The sequence below is a fragment of the Serratia sp. JSRIV002 genome, from assembly GCF_019968725.1.
GTDB classification, from domain to species: domain Bacteria; phylum Pseudomonadota; class Gammaproteobacteria; order Enterobacterales; family Enterobacteriaceae; genus Chania; species Chania fonticola_B.
The window spans coordinates 2125001-2141726 of sequence record NZ_CP074143.1; the positions used below are offsets into that span (position 1 = coordinate 2125001).

Here is a 16726-nt window from a genome sequence, read left to right on the forward strand (position 1 = left end):
AGAAAGTGAGGAGTAACTGTCATGACATTGCTTTCTGAACGTTCGCCGGAGCCTCCGGCAAGAGTACCCGGCCCGATTAAGGCGTTTATCCAACGTTTGCAGATGGCCCATGGTCGCAAACTGGTGATCGCGCTACCGCTGCTGTGGCTGCTGCTGTTGTTTATGCTGCCGTTCCTGATCGTGTTCAAGATCAGTCTGTCTGAGCTGGCTTTGGCGGTACCGCCTTATACCGATCTGATGAGTTGGGCAGACGGCAAACTCGATATTGCGCTGAATTTTGCCAACTACCTGCAACTGACCGATGACCCGTTATACATCGATGCCTATCTGCAATCCTTGCAGATCGCGGCGGTTTCAACGCTGTGCTGCCTGGTGATCGGCTATCCGCTGGCGTGGGCGGTGGCGCACAGTAAACCGTCGACCCGCAACATCCTGCTGCTGTTGGTGATCCTGCCTTCCTGGACGTCATTCCTGATCCGCGTGTATGCCTGGATGGGGATACTGAAGAACAACGGGGTGTTGAACAACTTCCTGATGTGGCTGGGGGTAATCGATCAGCCATTGGTGATCCTGCATACCAATCTGGCGGTGTATATCGGCATCGTTTATTCCTATCTGCCGTTTATGGTGTTGCCAATTTATACCGCGCTGACGCGCCTTGATTACTCGCTGGTTGAAGCCTCGCTGGATCTGGGGGCCAAGCCGTTGAAAACCTTCTTCAGCGTGATCATGCCGTTAACGCGGGGCGGTATTATTGCCGGCTCGATGCTGGTGTTTATCCCGGCGGTGGGGGAGTTTGTGATCCCGGAACTGCTCGGCGGGCCAGACAGCATCATGATTGGCCGCGTGCTCTGGCAGGAGTTCTTCAATAACCGTGACTGGCCGGTCGCCTCGGCGGTTGCTACCGTGATGCTGCTGTTGCTGATTGTACCTATTCTCTGGTTCCACAAGCACCAGAACAAGGAAATGGGAGGGCAGGGATGAATAACTTGCCGGTAGTGCGCTCACCGTGGCGCATAGCGATTCTGGTGGTTGGTTTCACCTTCCTGTATGCACCGATGCTGATGCTGGTGATCTACTCGTTCAACAGCTCCAAGCTGGTTACCGTATGGGCGGGTTGGTCGTTCCGTTGGTATATCGAACTGTTCCATGATTCGGCGATGATCAGCGCGGTTGGTCTGAGCTTGACCATTGCGGCAGCTTCCGCCACGGCGGCGGTGATCCTCGGCACCATTGCCGCGATGGTGATGGTGCGCTTTGGGCGTTTCCGGGGGGCGACCGGGTTTGCCTTTATGCTCACCGCACCGCTGGTGATGCCAGACGTGATCACCGGTTTGTCGCTGCTGCTGCTGTTTGTGGCGATGGGGCATTCCTTTGGTTGGCCTTCTGAGCGTGGGATGTTTACCATCTGGTTGGCGCACGTCACCTTCTGTACTGCCTATGTGTCGGTCGTTATCAGTTCGCGCTTGCGTGAGCTGGATCGTTCAATAGAAGAGGCAGCGATGGATCTGGGTGCTACACCGCTGAAAGTGTTTTCCGTGATCACCTTGCCGATGATTGCCCCGGCGCTGATCTCGGGCTGGATGCTGGCATTTACTCTCTCGTTGGACGATCTGGTGATTGCCAGCTTCGTGGCCGGGCCTGGGGCTACCACCTTGCCAATGCTGGTATTCTCCAGCGTGCGGATGGGGGTTAACCCGGAGATTAACGCCTTGGCGACGCTGATCCTGCTGGTGGTGGGGATCCTCGGGTTTATTGCCTGGTGGTTTATGGCGCGGGCGGAAAAACAGCGTGCGCGTGAGCTGCAAAGGGCCGCTCGTGGCTGATACTACTGAAGATTAATCGAGCTTTAAGCGCCGCCTGACCAGGCGGCGTTTTATCTTCTACTGCCTGGTAAGTAAGTTTTTATCCGCGTTGGGTGGTACAATCTGCGCCCTCATTGGTCATCCTGAGTTAACGGTTACTATTCATGCATTGCGCTTTGTACTCGGCGGGCACCTGCCGTTCCTGTCAGTGGCTGGAAAAACCTTATCCCCAGCAACTGGAAGAAAAACAACATCATCTGCAATCCTTGCTGGCGGATCGCGATGTCGCGCAGTGGTTAGAACCGGTGACGGGTGAAGAAAGTGCATTTCGCAACAAGGCGAAAATGGTGGTCAGCGGTAGCGTTGAGCGGCCGTTGCTTGGCATGTTGCACCGTGATGGCACGCCGGTAGACCTGTGTGATTGCCCGTTGTACCCGGCCAGCTTTGCTCCGATTTTCGCGGTATTAAAAGAGTTTATCCCTCGTGCCGGGTTAACGCCTTATAACGTGGCGCGCAAACGTGGCGAGCTGAAATATTTACTACTGACGGAAAGCACCTTCAGCGGCGGCCTGATGTTGCGCTTTGTGCTGCGTTCCGAAAGCAAGCTGGCGCAACTGCGTGCGGCCTTGCCTTGGTTACAAGAACAGTTGCCGCAGTTGAAGGTGATCGCCGCCAATATTCAGCCAGTACACATGGCGATCATGGAAGGTGAGCATGAAATCCCGCTGACCGAACAGCAGGCGCTGGAAGAGCGATTCAACCAGGTGCCGTTATACATTCGCCCGCAGAGCTTTTTTCAAACCAATCCGCAGGTGGCCAGCCAGCTGTATGCCACCGCGCGGGATTGGGTACGGGCGCTAGGTATCGCCAGCATGTGGGATCTGTTCTGTGGCGTTGGCGGTTTCGGGTTGCATTGCGCACAGCCGGAAACCAGGCTGACCGGCATTGAAATCAGTGCAGAGGCGATAGCCTGTGCCAAACAGTCTGCGCAAACCCTCGGCTTGCAGCGGGTGGATTTCCAGGCGCTGGATTCGACCCGATTTGCCACCGCTGAGGGGGAAGTTCCGGAGTTGGTCTTGGTGAACCCGCCGCGCCGGGGGATTGGCAACGAGCTGTGTGATTATCTCAACCGCATGGCGCCGGGTTATATTCTTTATTCCAGCTGTAATGCGTTAAGTATGGCGAAGGATTTGGCGATGCTGCCGGATTACCGAGTTGAGCGCGTGCAGCTATTTGATATGTTCCCGCATACTGCCCATTACGAAGTGTTGACGCTACTGGTGCGGAAATAATGGCCCTCCAGTGAGGGCCAGTAGTCTAGCGGAGGGTATTACTGTGGGAACCACTTATCGTTGATTGCCTTGTAGGTCCCATCCGCCTTGATCGCATCCAGCGCAGCATTCAGCTTGGCCAGTAGTGCCTGATTGTCCGGGCGTACGGCAATGCCCAGGCCGGTGCCAAAGTACTGCGCATCGGTTACGTGCTCGCCTACGGCGGCCAGTTCGGGGTTATTCTTCAGCCACTCATTAACCACCGCAGTGTCACCGAACACGCCATCGATACGGCCATTCTTCAACTCCAGCACGGCGTTTTGGTAGCTGTCATAAGACACGGTATTGATTTCCGGGTGCTTGTCCTGCATGTATTTTTGATGCGTGGTGCCGTTTTCCATCCCCAGCTTTTTGCCTTTCAAATCCGCCAGCGTAGTGAACTTGCCTTTCTGAGCAATGACGATAGCCGAGTTGGCATAATAGGGCTGGGTAAAGGTTACCTGCTTGCTACGCTCTGGTGTGATGTCCATACCGGAAATCACCGCGTCATATTTTTTAAATTTCAGCGCGGCGATCAGGCTGTCAAAGGCCTGGTTGGTAAAGGTGCAGTCGGCCTGCATCTGCTTGCACAAGGCCTTGGCCAAATCGATATCAAAACCGACGATCTGGTTATTGGCATCCAGAGATTCAAACGGCGGGTAGGTCGCTGAAGAGGCGAAACGGATGGTGTCTGCGGCGGCAGCGTTAAAGGTGATCCCGGCGAGAAGGGTGGCGGCAAGTAACAGCTTTTTCATCGGTACGGCTCCTGTCGTAAATTTGATTGTTGTCTCGCCACCTTTTTTTCTGACAACGCCCCAAGAGCATTGTGAGTGGCTATGCCGATAACAATGCCATTTAGTGAATGACTATTCAATATAAATGACTAGAAAATTATTTCCGGTCATAAAAAAGCCCCGCGCAAGGCAGGGCTAGTTCAGCGAGGCTTGATTCAATTACGACGTTCAAAAGCCAATGCGCGGCGTTCAACCAAACGCATCAATAACGTCAGCAGGCCATTCACGCACAGGTACACAACACCAGCGGCACCGAACACCATCACGTCATAAGTCCGGCCGTACATCAGTTGGCTATAGCCCATCACTTCCATCAGCGTAATGGTATAGGCAAGCGAGGTGCTCTTGAACACCAGAACCACTTCGTTAGAGTAGGATGACAAGGCACGTTTGAAGGCATACGGCAGCAGAATACGCAGCGTTTGCTTACGTGACATGCCCAGCGCTTCACAGGATTGCCATTGGCCCGCCGGGATAGCGCGTACCGCCCCATGGAACAGCAGGGTGGTGTAGGCCGCACTGTTCAGCGCCAAGGCAATCATCGCGCAGAGCCAGGGTTGCGACAGCAGGTTCCACAACCAGGGATATTCACGGATCGCCGGGAACTGGCCAGGGCCGTAGTAAATCAGGAAGATCTGCACCAGCAACGGCGTACCGGTGAACAACGTAATGTAGACCTTCACCAACTGCGTCAGCACCGGGGTTTTTAACGTCAGGATCACCGTCAGCACTAGCGACATCAGCAAGGCAACAATCAGTGCGACGATCGTCAGCGACAGGCTGGTATGCAAGCCTTTGAGGATTTCGGGGATGAATTCAAGCATCAGGCAGGCCCCCGCTCAAAACGCGTGGTGCGCAGCTCGATCCGCTTAAGGATGTACTGGCTCAGCAGGGTGATAACCAAATAGATTGCTGCCGCAATCACATACCAGGTAAACGGCTCCTGGGTGCGGGTGGCAATACTTTTGGTCTGCAACATCAAATCGTTAACGCTAATCAACGACACCAGCGCGGTATCTTTCAGCAGCACAAGCCACTGGTTGCCCAGCCCCGGCAGCGCGTGACGCCACATTTGCGGCATGATCAAGCGGAAGAAGATAGCCGTCTTGCTTAGCCCGAGAGCCTGGCCGGATTCCCACTGACCCAGTGGCACCGCTTTCAGTGCCCCACGCAGCGTTTGCGACGCGTAGGCAGAATAGAGCAGGGCCAGGGCGATAACGCCGCACAGGAACGGGCTGACTTCGAAATTGTCGATGGACAGTTGCACCGGTAACTGGAACAGGCCGAAGTTCAGGACGAAGCCGTCGGACAGCATCATCAGCAGTTGTGAAGAGCCGAAGTAGATAAACAGCACCACCAGAATTTCTGGCAAGCCGCGCAGCAGGGTCACCCAGGCGGTGCCGAGCCAACTGACCGCTTTCCAGCGGGATGACTCCCAGACGGCAAACAGCATCGCCAGGATCAGGCCGAGGACCAGGGCACAAACGGCAAGGCCGACGGTCATCCCGGCGGCGCTAGCTAAAGGTTGGATTTCATTCATGGATGATGATTACTGCTGGAACCATTTTTTGTAGATGGTTTCGTAAGTCCCATCCTGCTTGATTTTATCCAGGGCGGCGTTGAATTTGCCCTGCAGTTCGGTATTTTGCAGGCGCATGGCAATGCCCAGACCGCTACCGAAGTAGTCTTTATCGGTCACTTTATCGCCCACGGCGGTCAGCGCAGCGTTTTCTTTCAGCCACTCGTTAACCACGGCGGTATCGCCGAACACCGCATCAACACGGCCATTTTTCAGATCCAGAATGGCATTCTGGTAGCTGTCGTAGCCCACGGTGGTGATTTCCGGGTGTTTATCGGTCAGGAATTTCTGGTGCGTGGTGCCGTTTTGCACGCCAACGCGTTTGCCTTTCAGCGCGGCCACGTCGGCCACTTTGCCTTTCTCGGCAATAAACAGGGCCGAGTTATCGTAGTAAGGCTTGCTGAACAGCACCTGCTTTTCGCGCTCAGGGGTGATATCCATACCGGCCATCACGGCATCGAAACGCTTGAATTTCAGGCTTGGGATCAGGCTGTCGAAGCCTTGGTTAGTAAAGGTACACTCGGCCTGCATCTCTTTACACAGAGCGTTGGCCAGATCGACGTCGAAGCCCTGGATCTTGTTATCCGCCGCGACGAATTCGAACGGAGGGTAGGAAGCTTCGGTAGCGAAACGGATAGTTTCGGCTGCTGAGGCAGAAACGCTGATGCCAGCCAGAACGGCGGCGATTAGTAGTTTTTTCATCGCAAACTCCCTGAGAACAGCAAATATCGCTATTAGTGTGATAAGTAATTGGCAAACTCTACGGTTTGCGGTTGTGCAAAGTGGCTGGCATCGCCCTGTTCGACGATATGGCCATTTTCCATATACACCACGCGGCTGGCGGTTTTACGCGCGACTTCAACCTCATGGGTGACGATCACCTGAGTAATACCGGTGCCCGCCAACTCGCGAATGATGCTGACGATCTGCGCGGTAATTTCCGGATCCAGTGCGGCCGTAGGTTCATCGAACAGCAGCACCTGAGGTTCCATCATCAGCGCACGGGCAATGGCTACGCGCTGTTGTTGGCCACCGGAGAGATGCAGTGGGAAACGGTCGGCAAAATCGGTCAGGCGTAACCGGGTCAGCAACTTGTCGGCACGCGCCATCGCTTGTGCCTTGGTCAGGCCAAGTACGCGGCAGGGCGCTTCGATCAGGTTTTGCACCACGGTCAAATGCGGCCAGAGATTGTACTGCTGGAACACCATGCCCACGTTTTGGCGCAGTTCGCGGATGGATTTCTCCCCCGGTGACTGTTTAAAGTCGAACTGATTGCCCGCGATTTGCAGGTGGCCAGAGCGTGGCATTTCCAGCAGGTTAAGCACCCGCAGCAGTGAACTCTTACCCGCGCCGCTTGGACCAAGCAGCACCAGAGTCTCGCCGGCAGGGCAATCCAGTGTAATGTTAAACAGCGCCTGATGTGCGCCATAAAAGCAGTTGATATCTTTTAGTTGAATACTCATGCGCTGAAATTGAATAGACATTGATGCCGGGAATGGTAACTTCCACAGAATACTTATGCAATCTTTGTGAGTTAAAATTTATTAGTACGTCGCAGAATGACTAAATAATAGCAGAAGATACCGTGAGCGCTGGCTGAATGGCGGATTTGTCGCGCACTCTGTGAGATAGCTAGCTATTTTTCTCAATGTGATGGAATTTTGAGCGTTTCTGAGGGGGTAATTGGCAACCGGGAAGGTGATACACCCGGCTGCCATCTTGGTGTTACTGGTTCTCAAGAACCTGACGCAGCGTACCGCTGGCGGCATGCGGCGGGATGTTGAGGAAGCGGATGTCGTCAACTACCCAGCAGGTGCCTTCACGGACCATCAGCACCTCGTCCTGCCAGTTGATTGTGTTGGCACCTTCTTTCTGGTGGGTCAACTGTACACGCAGCGGGATGTTTTTGGCATCGGTGTTAGGAATGGTGGAAGCGCTGGCAACCGATGCGCTGGTTGGCCCCTGGGCATTGCCAGAGAACAGATCGCCGGTGATGGTGTGTTTGCCAGGGTGCTGAGCGGCACTGACCAGATCCTGATACAGCACCTGGCTCAGGTAAGGCTGCAACTGTGCCAGACGGCTGCTGTCCGGCAGAGCGGTGCTTGGGCCTTGCTGAATGCGCAGGTCATAGAATTTCTGGGCTACCGTATCCGGGCCACCGTCCACGCAGGCGCCAGTGCGGACGCCAACATCCTTAAAGGCCGGTTCGACGGTGGTACAGGCGCTTAAGAACAGGGCCAAGGGTAAAACAACAGCAAGCGTTTTTGTTTTCATCTCATAACCTTATGTAAAAGTCTCTCAACCATGAAGACCGAAAACCACGGGACTAGCCTACAGTATAAAGGCGTTTTTGGTCCTTGCATTGGTGCTGTGTGCCATTGTGCCACAGAACATCCGCTTAAATTAGCTGTCCTACCACAGCAATGATTTGATTTTATAAGGAGTTCTTGATGCAATTGTCCACTACCCACACCCTGGAAGGGTTTACCATCACCGAATATTGCGGCGTAGTTACCGGCGAGGCGATTCTGGGTGCCAATATTTTCCGCGATTTTTTTGCTGGTGTGCGTGATATCGTTGGTGGCCGTTCCGGTGCCTACGAGAAAGAGCTGCGCAAGGCACGTCAGCTGGCCTTTCAGGAGATGCAGGAGCAGGCCAAAGAACTGGGGGCTAACGCGGTAGTCGGCATCGATATCGATTATCAAACCGTGGGTAAAGATAGCACCATGCTGATGGTCAGCGTCAGTGGCACCGCGGTAAAAGTCAGCCGCTAAACGGGGATAACGTGAGATAACCAGGAAGTGAAATGAAAAATACCGAGCAGGGAAGCAGTGAACTGCAATTGAAAATCAGCCAACTAACCCAGGTGATGACCTGGTTGCTGATTGGGGGAGCCGCCACGCTGGGAAGGGTGTTGTTTAGTTTCTTTAGCGGCGAGTTCGATCCCATTTATGATTCGATTGAAGGCGCGCTAGGGGCGTCCTGCCTGGCGTCGTGGGGCAAGTGTTATTACGATAGACGCAAGCTGATGCAAACCTTGCAAGCGGCTGAGACTGTACCAGACTCGGTCATCCCCTGATGGCGGTGCATCACTGCGGAAAGGAGCATACTGTGGCCAAGTGGTTGTGGATCGCCGCCATTGGCGTTTTGACGGGGTGCCAACAGCAATCCACCAGCACGCTGGTGGATCACGGCAGCTATCAGTTGGAAACCCTGCATCAGGCACCGGGGGCCGATCAGCGTATTCGTTTCCTGGTGATGCATTACACCGCAGAAGACTTTCACTCCTCGCTGAAAACGCTGACGGACGAGCACGTCAGCGCCCATTACTTGCTGCCCGCCCATCCGCCACTGCAGGGCGGTAAACCGGTGGCGTATCAACTGGTGCCCGAAGAGCTGCGAGCTTGGCATGCGGGTGCCAGCAACTGGCGTGGGCGTACCAATTTGAACGATACCTCGATCGGTATTGAGATCGTCAACCGGGGCTTTACGCGTAACTTGCTGGAGACAGACTGGCAGCCTTATACGCCAGAGCAAATTTCGTTACTGATCCAACTTAGCCGCGATATTGTACAGCGTTACGCGCTGCAACCGACGGACGTGGTAGGGCATAGCGATATCGCCCCGCAGCGCAAACAGGATCCTGGCCCTCTCTTCCCATGGCAACAGCTGGCGCAGGCAGGTATTGGTGCCTGGCCGGATGAGCGGGAGGTGGAACGTTACCTGGCAGGCCGTGATAAGCATGAGCCGGTGGCGATGGCATCACTGTTGGAAAAGCTGGCGCGATACGGCTATGGCGTTGATCCTACATGGGATGCCAAGCAGCAGCGGAACTTGGTAGCGGCGTTTCAGATGCATTTCCGGCCCAGCGATTATCGCGGTGAGCCAGATGCAGAAAGCGAGGCGATTATAGAAGCGTTGCTAAGCAAATACGGAGCTATGCGCTAACGCCAAAAGAAATGCCCTCACGCTCTCCCATAGTGGACCGTTCGAGTTTGCTGAGATTATCTTTTTACTACCAAATGTGCAGGGACTAACAGCTCCCTCTCCCTGTGGGAGAGGGTTGGGGTGAGGGGGTTAGTTATAGCCCGTGCAGATTACCGTGCTCTTTCAACCAGCGAGCGGTACGGCTAATGCCTTCTTCAAGCGAAACCACGGGTTGATAACCCAGTTCCTGCTGTGCGCGAGTGGTGTTCAGCGTCAGATCGAAATTGAGCTTGGCGACGCTGTAATGGGTCAACACGGGTTCTTTATCGCTTTTACTGCCCAGCTTTTCCATGCCACGAGCCATCATATCGAGCATCGGGTAGGGCACCGAGCGGATGCGGCACTTCATGCCCAACTCATCGATCAACTGTTGCAGCACGGTGCGTAGCGTGCAGGCTTGCTGGTTGGAGATGTTGTAGGCCCGACCAGAAGGAGTCTCTTCCTTCACGGTGGCCAGCCACATGGCGTGTACCGCATTATCCAGATAGGTCATATCGACCAGTGCATCCCCGCCACGCGGTAGCAGCAGGCTGCCGTAATGTTTGATCATATGCAGCAGGCGCGGCAGCATGATTTTGTCGTGTGGGCCAAATAGCCCCTGTGGGCGCAGGATGGTGAAATGGGTTTGCGGGTTGGACAGCGCCAACTGTTGCACCACCTGTTCCCCGGCGGCCTTGCTGCGGGCAAACTCGTTGGCATAACGAATCGGGCGGAAGTCTTCATCCACATTGCGGTGATGGTGATAATCAAAGTAAATTGCCGGCGACGAAATATGAATGAACCGTTCTACACCGTAGGCCGCAGCCCATTCCCCCAAACGACGGGTAGCGCGGACGTTGGCCAGTTCGAAGGCTTCTTCCGTGCCCCATGGGGAAGTGAAACCGGAGCAGTGCCACAGCACGTCGACATCCGCCAGCATGGCTTTGGCCTGTGAAGAGATCAGGTTGGTGAGATCGGCATGGATGAATTCGGCACCCATTTTTTCCAGCAGGCAACCCATGGCCTGATTGCGCCCGGTGGCACGTACTTTTATGCCTTGGCGGCGGAGATATTCAACGGCGTTACGGCCTAACCCACTGGTTGCACCGGTGACCAATACCTTCATAACTCACTCTGTTCTCACCAAAAATCAGGATGCTGAGGGCGTTTTAGCGCGCCCCAGCAAATAAGGTGCCATTCTTTCGTGATTTTGTGCGCTATGCAATGAGAAAGGACCTAACCGCAGCAGCAAACTGTGCGGTTGATCGAGAATTCGACTAATGAGGACGCTGGTTATCGTACTCTTCGGCCAATTGGGCAATCCGTTTGGCCATGCCACGGAAAATAAACAGGTGGGCGGGCATCATGACAAACCAGTATAACAGCCCGCTGAAACCGGCAGGATGCCACCAGGCGCGGACATCGAGTTGGCGGCGATCGCCCAGGTCTTTGATGCTGAAGGTCAGGCGGCCAAGCCCCGGAGCTTTCATCCCGAACATCAATGCCAGCTGCCGTAATGGCTTCTTGGTGATCACCTTCCAGCCATCGACCAGATCGCCGATTTCCAGGGTGTCACGCCGCGGTCGGCCATAAACGACGCCGTTGCCGATCATATCGTCCATGCGGGCGCGGATTTGCCACAGAATGTTGGCGTAGAAGTATCCCTCTTTACCACCCAACTGCTGCACAACGTGCCATAGCGCTTCGCTGGAAGCCTGGGTATCCACCTCACAGCCTGCATGTTTGGGGTAGAAACCATAACCGGGGCGCCAGCGGGCTCGGGCTTCAGGATCGTAACCCCAGTCGGCAGAGTCGACCACCTCGTCTTCGCGGCGTAGCGTTTCCTTCACGGCCTCATCAAAGGTTTGTAGTGGCTGTGGGATCAAGGCTTGCAGCGGTTTGCCATCGGCAGGTAAGTCATGGTTCAGCCCCTGAATGAGCGCGCTGGCAATCGAGGTTGGCACAGACGTGATCATGCTGATAAACCATACCGAGATAAAGCGTGTCGGCAGCGGCACCGGGATCAGCCAGCGCTTTTTGCCGCTGATCTTGATAAAGCGCTCGAACAGGGTTTGGTAACTGATGTACTCCGGCCCGGCCACGTCAAAAATCCGGTTTTCCTGCGCCGGATGTTGCAGTAGCTCGGTCAGGTAAGTGAGCAGGTTATCCAGTGCGACCGGGGACGATTTTGACCGCACCCAACGCGGTGGCGTCAGGATCGGCAGGTTATAGACCATATCGCGCATAATCTCGAACGCGGCTGAACCAGGGCCAACCACGATACTGGCGCGCAATTCGGTGACGGGAATGCCGCTTTGACGCAGGATTTCGCCGGTCAGTTTACGGGCGATGAGGTGGGGGGAGCTATTGCCCTCTGGTTGCAGTGCGCCAAGGAAAATAACCTGTTTAACGTTGGATCCTCGCAAGGCATCGCGCAGGTTCTCCGCCGCCTGGCGTTCCTTTTCGATAAAATCATCGCCATCGCCCATGCCGTGGATCAGGTAGTAAACGGCATCGATCTGCCATAGCGCCGCCGTTAGCGTTTCTGGGCGATAGACATCCACGTAGCGGCAGCTTACGTGCGGCCAGTTTTGCTCTTCCAACCATTCTATACGGCGTGCTGCGGCGGTGATTTCGTGGCCCTGCTCGGTCAAACGGGGGATCAGGTGTTGGCCAATATAACCGCTGGCTCCAAGAACCAGAATACGTTGGGAGGTCATTGCGCTGCCTTAGTTTATTGATGTTAATGTGAGCATGAACGACAGGATGCCAAATTAGCGGGCTAAATGCACTTTATGTATGGGTATCAATGGTTGCATCTGCACGGAGGGCGGTTCACACTACGCGGCGATCAAGCAACGAGCCCATGCCCGATGAAAATCAATTCCCTGTGTTATTTGCTGCTGCTAATTGCTCTGGCTGGCAGCCTGTGTTTTCCCGCTCCGCTGTGGACGTGGTTGCTGCTGGTAAACTTGCTGACCCTGCTGATCTACGGAGCTGATAAGCTGGCCGCCTGCAAAAGTTGGCAACGGGTGCCGGAAATCACCCTGCTGCTGTTCGGCGTGCTGGGCGGTTGGATAGGGGCCATTATCGGGCAACGGATGTTCCGTCATAAAACACAGAAACAGCCGTTCAAAACCTATTTTATTCTCAGCGTAGTGCTGAACCTGCTGCTGATACTGGCTGTGGGTTACTGGCTCTATGGCCGGATGGTGGTTTGAGTTACCGCACTATGCGTCATTAAACGGGCGCCGCATGCGCCGCCCGTTGTCAACAATCTACGTTAAGGTTTCTTCTCGCCAACGACCACCGGTGCATATTCAACCGGCACCCACGCATAACCTTTGCCTTCGACGCGTACGTGGCCCAGGCCAGGGAACGGTAAGTGCGCTCCGCCAACCCACAGCTTGTTTTCAGCCGCATCGGCAAACACCTTCTGCCGGGTAGCGATCGCCTGTTTGGAGTCCGTGTCAAAGTCCACCGCGACTTCAGGTTTGGCAAACTGCAAAGAGTGGCTGTGGACGATATCCCCCCACAACAGCAGTTTCTGGCCGCCGGAGCTGAACAGGTAAGAGGTATGCCCAGGTGTATGGCCCGGTGTCGCTATCACCTCCAACCCAGGAAGTAACTGCTCCCCAGGGCTGTACAATTTCAGCTTGCCCTGTTCGGCATAAGGGGCCACGGCGTCCTGGGCCATTTTGAACATCGGCTGCGCGTCTTTCGGGGCTTTGGACGCTATCTTTTTACTCAGCCAATAATCGCCATCGGCCTTGGAGGCATAGACAGTAGCGTTAGGGAAGGCGGCTTTGCCCTGATCGGTGATGCCGCAGGCGTGATCGGGGTGCAGATGCGTCAGCAATATCATATCAACCTGCTCTGGCTGATAACCTGCCGCGCGCAGGTTGTTTTTGATAGCCCCCAAGGTTGGTCCAAAACACTGCGAGGTACCGGCATCGACCAAAACCAGATGCGTACCGGTATTCACCAGAAAAGCGTTAACCGCAGTCTGTATGCCTGACTTACTGTCGGTAAACATGCGGGCGAACAGCTTTTGCATATCCGGCTCGCTGACGCCGTGGAACAGCTTGGTCGCAAGGTGGGTATAACCGTCATACAGCGCTGTCACCTCCAGGTTACCCAACATCATGCGGTAATAGCCGGGAGCCTGTGTCTGCTGTTGGGCCGGCGCTGAGGCGGCGCTGGCTGGCAAGGTAAACATCATTCCACTGCTAGCGAGGGTGAGAGCTAATAACGTCTGGCGCAATTTATGACTCATAGATGATATCCCTTCAGGTTTTGAAACTAGGCTGAGATAACGGGTTTGGCGAGAACCGGGAAGCGGGGCCTCCCGGTGTTACTGCAAAAAAATCAAGCGTGCTGCTGCAAGAACTCCTGCCATAGGTCGACGACTTTTTGCAGATCCTGGCGGCTAACGTTCAGATGCGTCAGGATACGGGTTAACGGCCCGGCGCTGATCAACACACCACGTTCGCGCATCCAGGGGCCGAGCTTGGCCGCCAGCTCCGGGGATTGGCGCAGGTACAGCACGTTGGTTTGTGCGCCCGGTTCGGCAATATCTACGCCAATGTCACGTAGCTGTTGTTCGAGCCATTTGGCGTTGTCATGATCTTCTTTCAGCCGCTCGACGTTGTGCTCCAGCGCATAGAGCCCGGCCGCCGCCAGAATACCGGCCTGGCGCATTCCGCCACCGGTCATCTTGCGCCAGCGGTTGGCACGTTGAATAAACTCTTTGCTACCGCATAGCAGGGAGCCAACCGGTGCACCCAGGCCTTTTGACAGACAAATGGTGAAGGTGTCGCAATACTGGGCGAGGGTTTTCAGCGGTACGTTAAGTGCCACCGCCGCGTTGAAAATGCGCGCGCCGTCAATGTGCAGAGCAAGTTTGTGTTCACGGGTGAACTGCCAGGCCTGTTGCAGATATTCCAGCGGCAGCACGCGGCCGCTGATGGTATTCTCCAGACTCAGCAGACGAGTCTTGGCAAAGTGAATATCATCGGGTTTGATGGCGGCGGCGACTTTATCCAACGGCAGCGTGCCATCGGGATTGGCTTCGATCGGCTGCGGCTGAATGCTGCCCAGCACGGCGGCACCACCGGCTTCATATTTGTAGTTATGCGCCTGCTGGCCAACAATATATTCCTCACCACGCTGGCAATGGCTCAGCAGGGCTACCAGGTTGGCCTGGGTGCCGGTAGGCAGGAATAATGCCGCCTCTTTGCCAGAGAGTCTGACCGCTTCAGCCTGGAGGGCGTTGACGGTGGGATCGTCGCCATACACGTCGTCGCCGACGTCAGCCTGCGCCATGGCGGTGCGCATCTCTGCGCTAGGTTGGGTAACGGTGTCACTGCGTAAATCGATAAGCATACGGGTCCTTGGTAGCTGATGAGGAAGTGGCTTTCATCATAACCGGATTAGCGCGGGGCAAAAGCGGAAAATGCAGGGGACAACCAACTTCATTGCCCCCAGAAGCGATTAACGCAGCCAGTTGGTTTTAGCCAGTTCGACAACTTCATCACCCCGGCCATTGATGATGGCGCGCAGCATATACAGGCTGAACCCTTTAGCCTGTTCGAATTTAATCTGCGGCGGCATCGCCAGCTCTTGTTTGGCCGTGACCACGTCGAGCAAGGCCGGGCCAGGATGGGCCAGCATTTCCTGCAATGCCGCGTCCAGCTCGGAGGCCTTTTCTACCCGAATGCCTTTGATGCCTGCCGCATTGGCGATAGCGGCAAAATCCGGGTTGTGCAGATCGGTGCCGTCGGTAAGGTAGCCACCGGCCTTCATCTCCATTGCCACAAAGCCCAGCACGCTGTTATTGAATACCACCACCTTGACCGGCAGCTGCAACTGCGCCAGCGACAGAAAATCCCCCATCAGCATGGTGAAGCCACCGTCACCGCACATGGCGATCACTTGCTTATCCGGTTCGGTGGCCTGGGCACCAATCGCCTGCGGCATGGCGTTGGCCATTGAGCCATGGTTGAACGAACCGAGCAGGCGGCGTTTGCCGTTCATTTTCAAATACCGAGCTGCCCACACCGTCGGCGTGCCGACATCGCAGGTGAAGATGGCGTCATCCGTGGCTGAGTTGCTGAGTTGCTGTGCCAGATATTGTGGGTGGATCGGCTGGTCATCGTTAGCTGTAGCCAATCCGTCGAGATCTTTACGCGCTTCCCGGTAATGCTCCAGCGCTTTATCCAGGAACTTGCGGTCGCTCTTGGCTTGCAGCTGCGGCAGCAAGGCGCTGAGCGTCGTTTTGATATCGCCCATTAGCGCCATATTAACTGGACAATGAGCGCCTATGCTGCCGGGGTTGATATCGATCTGAATGATATTGGCATTGCCAGGATAAAACGCCCGATAAGGGAACTGAGTGCCTAGCAGCACCAAGGTATCCGCGTTCATCATGGCGTGGTAGCCGGAGGAGAAACCGATCAGCCCGGTCATGCCGACGCTGTAAGGGTTATCCCATTCGATGTGCTCTTTACCGCGTAGGGCGTGCACAATCGGGGCCTGCAGCAGTTCGGCCAGTTTGACGACTTCGTCATGCGATCCGGCGCAACCGCTGCCGCACATCAGGGTGATATTTTTGGCGCTGTTCAGCGTTTCTGCCAGCTTTTGTAGTTCGCTCATCGGTGGCTGCATCAGTGGGTGCGCAGGCGTATGCCACACCATGCTGGCATCTTCTGGCGCCATTTGCAGGGCGACATCTCCAGGCAGCACGATCACTGAGACACCCCGGTTGAGGATCGCTTTGCGCATGGCGATCTCAAGCACTCGCGGCAGTTGCTCTGGATTGGAAACCAGCTCGCAGTAGTGGCTGCATTCGCGGAACAGCTCTTGCGGGTGAGTCTCCTGGAAGTAGCCGCTGCCGATCTCGCTGGAAGGAATATGGGCAGCGATAGCCAGCACCGGAACGTGATTGCGGTGGCAATCGAACAGGCCGTTGATCAGGTGCAGGTTGCCCGGGCCGCAGGAGCCTGCGCAGACCGCCAGTTGGCCGGTGAGCTGCGCTTCGGCACCGGCGGCAAAGGCGGCGACTTCTTCGTGGCGGGTGCCCATCCAGGCGATGGTTCCCATCCGGTGCAGGCTGTCACTCAGGCCGTTGAGCGAATCGCCGGTGACGCCCCAGATCCGTTTTACCCCGGCCTGTTCCAACGTTTTGGCGATCAGCGTGGCTACTGTTTGCTTCATAGTTCCTCCAGTCATTATCCAAAATGAGGGGTACTCGCCCGATTAAAGGCAAACAGA

The 16726-nt window shown here is 55.5% G+C and carries 18 protein-coding genes; 7 read left to right on the forward strand and 11 right to left on the reverse strand.

The annotated features are described in order from the left end of the window. Window positions 1-21 precede the first annotated feature (21 nt). The 3 genes from potH (at window position 22) to rlmC (ending at window position 3097) form a co-directional block, all read left to right on the forward strand. Complete coding sequence (gene potH, locus KGP26_RS09880; protein ID WP_021804975.1) at window positions 22-984, forward strand: putrescine ABC transporter permease PotH; 963 nt, start codon at window positions 22-24, stop codon at window positions 982-984. Further along, entirely contained in the window at window positions 981-1826 is an 846-nt protein-coding gene (gene potI / locus KGP26_RS09885; protein ID WP_209522315.1) for a putrescine ABC transporter permease PotI, read from the forward strand. Before potH ends, potI begins: the two co-directional genes overlap by 4 nt. Before the next feature lie 143 nt (window positions 1827-1969). Further along, on the forward strand, window positions 1970-3097 hold the full coding sequence (gene rlmC, locus KGP26_RS09890) for a 23S rRNA (uracil(747)-C(5))-methyltransferase RlmC (protein WP_223665350.1): 1128 nt from the start codon (window positions 1970-1972) through the stop codon (window positions 3095-3097). Between the two features lie 38 nt (window positions 3098-3135). Here the strand turns inward: rlmC and KGP26_RS09895 are convergent, their stop codons facing one another. From KGP26_RS09895 to KGP26_RS09920, 6 genes are all read right to left on the reverse strand, one after another. Then, window positions 3136-3870 carry an arginine ABC transporter substrate-binding protein gene (locus KGP26_RS09895; RefSeq protein WP_021804972.1) on the reverse strand — a complete coding sequence of 245 codons (735 nt, stop codon included), beginning with the start codon at window positions 3868-3870 and terminating at the stop codon, window positions 3136-3138. A 194-nt stretch (window positions 3871-4064) separates the two neighbouring features. Further along, window positions 4065-4733 carry an arginine ABC transporter permease ArtM gene (gene artM / locus KGP26_RS09900; protein ID WP_115159626.1) on the reverse strand — a complete coding sequence of 223 codons (669 nt, stop codon included), beginning with the start codon at window positions 4731-4733 and terminating at the stop codon, window positions 4065-4067. Next, the gene (artQ, locus tag KGP26_RS09905; RefSeq protein ID WP_021804970.1) at window positions 4733-5449 is read right to left on the reverse strand and encodes an arginine ABC transporter permease ArtQ; all 717 of its coding nucleotides are present in this window, start codon (window positions 5447-5449) and stop codon (window positions 4733-4735) included. Before artQ ends, artM begins: the two co-directional genes overlap by 1 nt. Before the next feature lie 9 nt (window positions 5450-5458). Then, a complete protein-coding gene (gene artJ, locus KGP26_RS09910) occupies window positions 5459-6190 on the reverse strand; it encodes an arginine ABC transporter substrate-binding protein (protein ID WP_021804969.1) in 732 nt (243 codons plus the stop codon). A gap of 32 nt (window positions 6191-6222) precedes the next feature. Then, window positions 6223-6951 (reverse strand): arginine ABC transporter ATP-binding protein ArtP, encoded by a 729-nt coding sequence (gene artP, locus KGP26_RS09915; protein ID WP_094982923.1) that lies wholly within the window; start codon window positions 6949-6951, stop codon window positions 6223-6225. Between the two features lie 262 nt (window positions 6952-7213). Then, window positions 7214-7762 (reverse strand): lipoprotein, encoded by a 549-nt coding sequence (locus KGP26_RS09920; RefSeq protein ID WP_021804967.1) that lies wholly within the window; start codon window positions 7760-7762, stop codon window positions 7214-7216. Window positions 7763-7938: 176 nt separating this feature from the next. On the opposite strand from KGP26_RS09920, the gene KGP26_RS09925 reads away from it, so the two are divergent. Genes KGP26_RS09925 through KGP26_RS09935 form a run of 3 tightly spaced genes read left to right on the forward strand, consistent with a single transcriptional unit; the run spans window position 7939 to window position 9436 of the window. Then, window positions 7939-8262 (forward strand): heavy metal-binding domain-containing protein, encoded by a 324-nt coding sequence (locus tag KGP26_RS09925; protein WP_021804966.1) that lies wholly within the window; start codon window positions 7939-7941, stop codon window positions 8260-8262. A 32-nt stretch (window positions 8263-8294) separates the two neighbouring features. Next, entirely contained in the window at window positions 8295-8567 is a 273-nt protein-coding gene (locus KGP26_RS09930; protein WP_021804965.1) for a hypothetical protein, read from the forward strand. Between the two features lie 32 nt (window positions 8568-8599). After that, window positions 8600-9436, forward strand: coding sequence for an N-acetylmuramoyl-L-alanine amidase (locus tag KGP26_RS09935; RefSeq protein ID WP_172413988.1), 837 nt, complete (start codon window positions 8600-8602; stop codon window positions 9434-9436). 133 nt (window positions 9437-9569) lie between these two features. Here the strand turns inward: KGP26_RS09935 and KGP26_RS09940 are convergent, their stop codons facing one another. Both KGP26_RS09940 and KGP26_RS09945 read right to left on the reverse strand, forming a co-directional pair. After that, window positions 9570-10580, reverse strand: a complete 1011-nt coding sequence (locus KGP26_RS09940; protein WP_037375026.1) for an NAD(P)-dependent oxidoreductase — start codon at window positions 10578-10580, stop codon at window positions 9570-9572. A gap of 151 nt (window positions 10581-10731) precedes the next feature. After that, entirely contained in the window at window positions 10732-12174 is a 1443-nt protein-coding gene (locus tag KGP26_RS09945) for a DUF2867 domain-containing protein (protein WP_223665351.1), read from the reverse strand. Window positions 12175-12327: 153 nt separating this feature from the next. Here KGP26_RS09945 and KGP26_RS09950 point away from each other — a divergent pair, with 153 nt between their 5' ends. Next, window positions 12328-12675 (forward strand): DUF1294 domain-containing protein, encoded by a 348-nt coding sequence (locus KGP26_RS09950; RefSeq protein ID WP_179246428.1) that lies wholly within the window; start codon window positions 12328-12330, stop codon window positions 12673-12675. Window positions 12676-12737: 62 nt separating this feature from the next. Here KGP26_RS09950 and KGP26_RS09955 read toward each other — a convergent pair whose 3' ends face one another. From KGP26_RS09955 to poxB, 3 genes are all read right to left on the reverse strand, one after another. After that, complete coding sequence (locus KGP26_RS09955; protein WP_021804962.1) at window positions 12738-13730, reverse strand: MBL fold metallo-hydrolase; 993 nt, start codon at window positions 13728-13730, stop codon at window positions 12738-12740. 92 nt (window positions 13731-13822) lie between these two features. Further along, the gene (gene ltaE / locus KGP26_RS09960) at window positions 13823-14839 is read right to left on the reverse strand and encodes a low-specificity L-threonine aldolase (protein ID WP_223501246.1); all 1017 of its coding nucleotides are present in this window, start codon (window positions 14837-14839) and stop codon (window positions 13823-13825) included. Between the two features lie 108 nt (window positions 14840-14947). Then, complete coding sequence (poxB, locus tag KGP26_RS09965) at window positions 14948-16669, reverse strand: ubiquinone-dependent pyruvate dehydrogenase (protein WP_094982389.1); 1722 nt, start codon at window positions 16667-16669, stop codon at window positions 14948-14950. Window positions 16670-16726 lie beyond the last annotated feature (57 nt).